The organism is Pricia sp. (genome assembly GCF_041745955.1).
Lineage (GTDB): Bacteria > Bacteroidota > Bacteroidia > Flavobacteriales > Flavobacteriaceae > Pricia.
The window spans coordinates 1-5,497 of the sequence record NZ_JBGTHY010000474.1 but is presented as its reverse complement, the minus strand read 5'-3'; the positions used below and the strand labels follow the sequence as shown (position 1 = coordinate 5,497).

6 protein-coding genes are annotated in these 5,497 nt (G+C 46.9%); 2 read left to right on the top strand and 4 right to left on the bottom strand.

The features are described from left to right. Nucleotides 1-78: 78 nt before the first annotated feature. The 4 genes from ACEW8S_RS16660 to ACEW8S_RS16645 form a co-directional block, all read right to left on the bottom strand. Nucleotides 79-597, bottom strand: a complete 519-nt coding sequence (locus ACEW8S_RS16660; RefSeq protein ID WP_373519248.1) for a DUF5004 domain-containing protein — start codon at nucleotides 595-597, stop codon at nucleotides 79-81. 157 nt (nucleotides 598-754) lie between these two features. Beyond that, nucleotides 755-1,180, bottom strand: coding sequence for a VOC family protein (locus tag ACEW8S_RS16655; protein WP_373519247.1), 426 nt, complete (start codon nucleotides 1,178-1,180; stop codon nucleotides 755-757). Nucleotides 1,181-1,219: 39 nt separating this feature from the next. Next, entirely contained in the window at nucleotides 1,220-1,597 is a 378-nt protein-coding gene (locus ACEW8S_RS16650) for a DoxX family membrane protein (RefSeq protein ID WP_373519246.1), read from the bottom strand. Nucleotides 1,598-1,735: 138 nt separating this feature from the next. Next, entirely contained in the window at nucleotides 1,736-3,166 is a 1,431-nt protein-coding gene (locus tag ACEW8S_RS16645) for an MATE family efflux transporter (protein ID WP_373519245.1), read from the bottom strand. Between the two features lie 151 nt (nucleotides 3,167-3,317). Here ACEW8S_RS16645 and ACEW8S_RS16640 point away from each other — a divergent pair, with 151 nt between their 5' ends. Both ACEW8S_RS16640 and ACEW8S_RS16635 read left to right on the top strand, forming a co-directional pair. Continuing rightward, on the top strand, nucleotides 3,318-3,449 hold the full coding sequence (locus ACEW8S_RS16640) for a hypothetical protein (protein WP_373519244.1): 132 nt from the start codon (nucleotides 3,318-3,320) through the stop codon (nucleotides 3,447-3,449). Nucleotides 3,450-3,552: 103 nt separating this feature from the next. Continuing rightward, complete coding sequence (locus ACEW8S_RS16635) at nucleotides 3,553-5,307, top strand: SLC13 family permease (RefSeq protein WP_373519243.1); 1,755 nt, start codon at nucleotides 3,553-3,555, stop codon at nucleotides 5,305-5,307. Nucleotides 5,308-5,497 lie beyond the last annotated feature (190 nt).

Below are 5,497 nucleotides of genomic sequence, written 5' to 3'. Positions count from 1 at the left end.
ACTATTTTAGATTTGTATGGGACTTATCGGATTTTGCAAGGCATTAAGGCAACGCCAACGCCAATGAGAATTGGGGCTCTAGGGCGTAGTTGAATAGGTAAAGGTAATTTTGGCCTGTACCGTGGTTCCATCGACATCCCTAACATTAAAATCGTCGGAAAAGGAAAATGAGGATTCCTGTTCGTCGATGTCAATAACAATGTTCTGTGCGTTGCAAGTACCGACCAAGCTCAAGGTTTCGGCAGTGAGTTTCCAGGTACCTTCAGAACTCGCCTTGTTCCTGCAGTCCGTTGCGTTTTGGCCTTGGTTGAAAGTGTATTTCCTGTCGGCACTAAAATCGTAGGACCCGTCCCTCAGGCATTCGGAATATTGGGCGTAGATATCCTTTTCGGGATTATCCTCGTCGTCGTCGGTAAGGTCTATTTCTTTATCGGCCGTAATGGCCGAGAGCACCCATTCCCCGGTCAACTTTTCTTCATTTTCGGCCAGCGCTCCGGTATAGTCTGCGGGACAATCGATACCATTGTCCGAAGTACATCCCATAAAAAATCCGTTGATTGCGCCTATTGCAATGACATAAAATAGTGTTCTTTTCATAATTTGCCTTAAGATTAAGGTTCAAATTAAAGGATGCGGACATTGCGGAAAGGTTGCGCGGGAACACGCAAAAAATAGTGTTAAAGATTAAGGTACATTCTTAAGAACGGCTATGTAAAGATCGTGTAATTTAATTTATGTTGATTCCATCTGCAATTTATTGGTATTGTTCGTTGTAATTGATCATCCATCCTATACCGAATTTGTCGATAAAGCTGCCGAAATAATCGCCCCAAAACTGGTCTTGCATGGGCATCTCGATTTCACCCCCTTGGGAAAGACCATTGAATAGGCGGTCGGCTTCTTCACGGCTTTCAGGATGCAATGAAATATAGAGATTGTTCCCCTTGTTCAAGGTATGGCCCATGGAAGGAACGGTATCCGAGGCCATTAAAATAGTGTCCTTGCTTATGGGCAGGCCAATGTGCATGGTACGGTTTTGCTCCTCCTCGGGGAGTTTGTCCGCTTCGGGCATATCGCCCATCTTTAGATTCGCGGTAAATTCGCCACCGAAGATCGATTTGTAGAAATTGAACGCTTCCTCGGCCTGGCCGTCGAAGTTTAAATAAGGATTTACTTTCATGATATTTGTTTTTATGGATGAAACATTAATTTGTCTTTTTTATCCTATCAACAGCTGATATTTTTGCCTGTTCTCGATAAGGATCCATACCAAGATAGCTGCGAGGGGAAGTGCAATCGGTAATCCACTGGCGTCCACCGTTATATGTACCATCAAGATGCCGACCATTACCGGAAGGATGACCAATGCCCCCAAGGCCCTTGTCTTGGGAATTAGGACCAACAGACCGCCGACAATTTCGGCCACCGCAATCAACGGCATCAGCCACGCAATTTCCATAATTGCCTGAAAATCGTTCATTAAGGCCTCGGGCATATCTTCGGGAGGGGGCATATAGTTCAAAAATTTGTTCAATCCGGCATTGATGAACATTAGTCCGAAGAGTAGGGACAGGACGAACAGAATCTTTTTTTTCATTGGTATTGGTTTTTTTACTTAATGATACAAATTTAGATAGATATTTTTTAAATAAAAGGTGTAAAAACGACAATTAAATGGGTTGATTCCGCCAATTCGGTAGTTTATAGGAACAAAAATCATAGAGCTTCCCTCGAATCAGACTTTTACGGTCTTCCACCTGCCCTTCGAAAAAAGCCATAGCGTAAAAATACCCACGCCCGTCTCCGAAACGAACACGCCCCAGAAAACACCTGAATAGCCCCAATCCAAATAAAGGGCCAAGAAATAGCAAAGCGGGATCTGGATCAGCCAGAAAAAGACCAGATTGATCTTGGTGGGCGTTGCGGTATCGCCGGACCCGTTGAAGGCCTGTACGGAAACCATCCACCAACCATACACAAAATAGGAATACGAAAGTATCTTCAGCCATTTTGCGCCCACGACCACGACTCCGCCATCCTTGGTAAAAATGCCCATGAGTTCATGGTTGAAGAAAAAATAGACGATGGAGACCCCGACCATGAAGACCATGGTGTACAGCCCGATTTTCCAAACCGCCGATTCTGCGCGCTGTGGATTTCCCGCCCCCAAGTTCTGTCCCACCAAGGTGGCTGCCGCATTGGAGAGTCCCCATGCGGGCATCATGGTAAACATCATGATACGAAAAGCTATGGTGGCACCGGCCACGGCATCGCTGCCGATATCCGCGAGAATACGCATCAGAAAGATCCATGAGGTCATGGCCACGAGCATTTGCCCAATGCCCCCCGAAGAAGTGCGGACGATGTTTAGGATCACCTTGGCATTCCAATGGATCTGCGACAGTTTGGCCCGAATGTGCTTTCCCCCTTTGAAAAGCACCCAAAGTTGCATTGCCACGCCAACGCTCCTGCCTAAGGTCGTGGCGATAGCGGCGCCCTCGATGCCCATTGCCGGAACAGGCCCCCAACCAAAAATGAGGAGGGGATCCAGTATGATGTTCAGCCCATTGGCGATCCACAGCACCCGCATGGCAATGGCCGCATCGCCCGCACCACGGAAAACGGCATTGATGACGAACAGTAATATGATGATGCCGTTGCCACCGAGCATCCATTGCGTATAGCGATACCCATGTTCCAAGGTCCATTGATCGGCACCCATGAGTGCAAGAAGCTCTTTGGCAAAGAAAATGCCAACGATAGCAAAGGGCAACGAGGCCAAAAGTGCCAAGATGATGGACTGGACCGCGGCGGCACCGGCTTCGTCTTTTTTCTTTTCCCCGACCCTACGGGCTATGATCGCGGTAATGGCCATGGACAAACCCATTGCAATGGAATAGAGTAGGAAGAGATACGTTTCTGTCAACCCGACCGTTGCAACTGCGGAAGCCCCAAGTCTGCCCACAAAATAGATATCGACAACGGCAAAGGTCGATTCCATAATGAGTTCCAAGATCATAGGAACGGCCAAAAGGAAAATGGCCTTTTTCAGGTCGATTTTTGTATAATCTGCCTCCGTACCACGAACGGCATCCTTCAAGGCCCGCCAAATATTGCGTTTGGGCGGTGCGACCTCGGGTGTAAAGATTTCAGTTTCGTTAGCCATTATTAAAATGGATGAACGTTGTCAAAGTTACTTTATGTACATACAAAATAATAGAAAGAAACCGACATTTTAAAGGGGCGAAAACGACACTTGAAGGGGTTGATTCCGACAAAACAATTTATAATATTCACCACTCCTTTAGTAAATTACTATGAACAAAATATCTATTTTAGATTACGAATCCGCAGTGGTCGAGGCCGCGGTATCGCCACAATATGTACTTTCGGCGCCTACCCGTTTTTACTGGCCAATGGTATCCTTGAAATCCTTGTTCAACAATTGAACCTTTTTATATGTTCAACACGGTCTGCGACTAATATTCCGTACGGGCTATAAAATCTATTTCCCTTTGATTATATTTGGTTCTGTTCTTAGAGATATACACTATGGAAATAGCTTTGGTAATCGGGTTGCTGATCTTGGCACTTGTTCTTTTCTCCACGGAGAAATTTTCGGTCGATGTCGTTACCATCGCACTTTTGGTGGTATTGATCCTTTCCAACATTATTACCCCCAAAGAGGCCTTTGAAGGCTTTAGTAGTGATTTTATGATCATCCTGGCCTCCTTGTTCGTTATATCGGCCGCGCTATCGGAAACGGGTCTGCTCGACATGATCGGGTTCCGGTTGATCAAGCTGGTAAAAAGCAAGACCCTATTCGTCTTCTACACTATGTTCGTTACCGGTTTTTTTTCGGCATTCATGAACAATACGACGGTAACGGCCCTGGTAACTGGACCTGTGGTCGGTATGTGCAGAAAATTGTCCATCAGCCCGTCAAAGGTCCTCATACCGGTCGCCTACGCATCGATTCTTGGAGGTACCTGCACACTTATCGGGACTTCGACCAATGTTGCGGTCAGTGGTTACATGAACGGTATCGGTCTGGAGCCACTTGCTTTTTTTGAAATTCTTTGGATAGGGCTGATCCTATTTGCAACGGGCCTCGTTTTTATGGTGATTTTTTGGAAACGGATGCTTCCGGACTACAGAGAATCCAGCTTTACCGAGGAATACAATATCAAACAGTACCTTTCGGAAATAGTTATATCGGAAGCATCGAACCTTGTTGGGCAGTCCGCGTTCCGGACCGATCTTGCCCAATGGGATGTACGGATAATAAAGATCGTACGCGGCAAAAATGAGTTTATCCCGAATCGCTTCAGCCGCATCGAGGCCAATGATATCCTGATCGTGGAATGCAAGGCCGACGACCTTATCAAAATAAAGGAATCATCGGGACTGCAGGTGCTTGCGGACACGATTTCTGACGATAAGATACAAAGCGCCAAGATAAGGCTGGCGGAAGTGCTGGTGACCCCGGGCTCCCGTTTGTTGGATCGAACGCTCAAGGAGGCGAGGTTCCGTCAGAACTTTGACTTGGTGGTATTGGCGATCCACCGCCTTGAAGGTACGGTATCACAAAAAATAGGTAGCCTCAAGCTTAAGATCGGGGATGTGCTTTTGGTACAGGGTACCCAGGAAACTATAAGCGCCAATAGAAATTCCACTGACTTTTCCTTTATCGGAGATTTCAGGGTAACCTTGTACAAGGAAAGAAAAGGAATTCTGTCGGCGATCATATTTATCGTTGCGGTATTGGCCGGTTCATTGGAGCTGGTGCCCCTTTCGGTCGCATTTTTGACCGCGGCCCTGCTGGTCGTCATGGTCGGCGCTTTGAACGCCGAGCGGATCTATAAGGTGATGGACTGGAAATTGTTGATACTTATCGGGGGAATGAGCGCCTTCGGAACGGCCATGCAAAATTCCGGGGCCTCGGAATTTCTCGCGACCAACATAATCCATCTATTGGGCGATTTCGGGACAATTTATGTCCTTTCCGGTTTTGTCGTACTGGTAATTATACTGACCCAGCCCATGTCAAACGCCGCTGCGGCGCTGGTGGTATTGCCTACGGCGATCGAGGCCGCCCAAATGCTCGATGCCGACCCACGCTCGTTCGCGATAGCCATTATGCTCGGTGCCTCCGTTTCGCTTGTTACCCCTTTTGAGCCTTCCTGCATTTTGGTCTATGGTCCGGGAAAATACAGGTTTATCGATTTTATAAAAATAGGGGTGCCCCTGACACTGATTTTGGTGGTACTTATTATCCTGCTGGTTCCCGTTTTTTGGCCTTTGTAAGCCTTTTTTCGCCTGTGTACATACCGCCCAGGAAATGAAGAATGGGCTATGGGCCTTATTTTAATACCGGAAGAAGATCGGGAACTACTCCTGAAAATTAATACTACCGGCATCGACTTGAACCCGTTTTGCCTTTAAAAGCCTTAGATAACCCATTCTTGGCAAACTGAGGTCGAACAAAACGTCTAGA

Excerpts from the sequence above, each read along its gene's own strand:
- ACEW8S_RS16660 (WP_373519248.1), bottom strand. The coding sequence starts at position 597 with ATGAAAAGAACACTATTTTATGTCATTGCAATAGGCGCAATCAACGGA.
- ACEW8S_RS16655 (WP_373519247.1), bottom strand. The coding sequence starts at position 1,180 with ATGAAAGTAAATCCTTATTTAAACTTCGACGGCCAGGCCGAGGAAGCG.
- ACEW8S_RS16650 (WP_373519246.1), bottom strand. The coding sequence starts at position 1,597 with ATGAAAAAAAAGATTCTGTTCGTCCTGTCCCTACTCTTCGGACTAATG.
- ACEW8S_RS16645 (WP_373519245.1), bottom strand. The coding sequence starts at position 3,166 with ATGGCTAACGAAACTGAAATCTTTACACCCGAGGTCGCACCGCCCAAA.
- ACEW8S_RS16640 (WP_373519244.1), top strand. The coding sequence starts at position 3,318 with ATGAACAAAATATCTATTTTAGATTACGAATCCGCAGTGGTCGAGGCC.
- ACEW8S_RS16635 (WP_373519243.1), top strand. The coding sequence starts at position 3,553 with ATGGAAATAGCTTTGGTAATCGGGTTGCTGATCTTGGCACTTGTTCTT.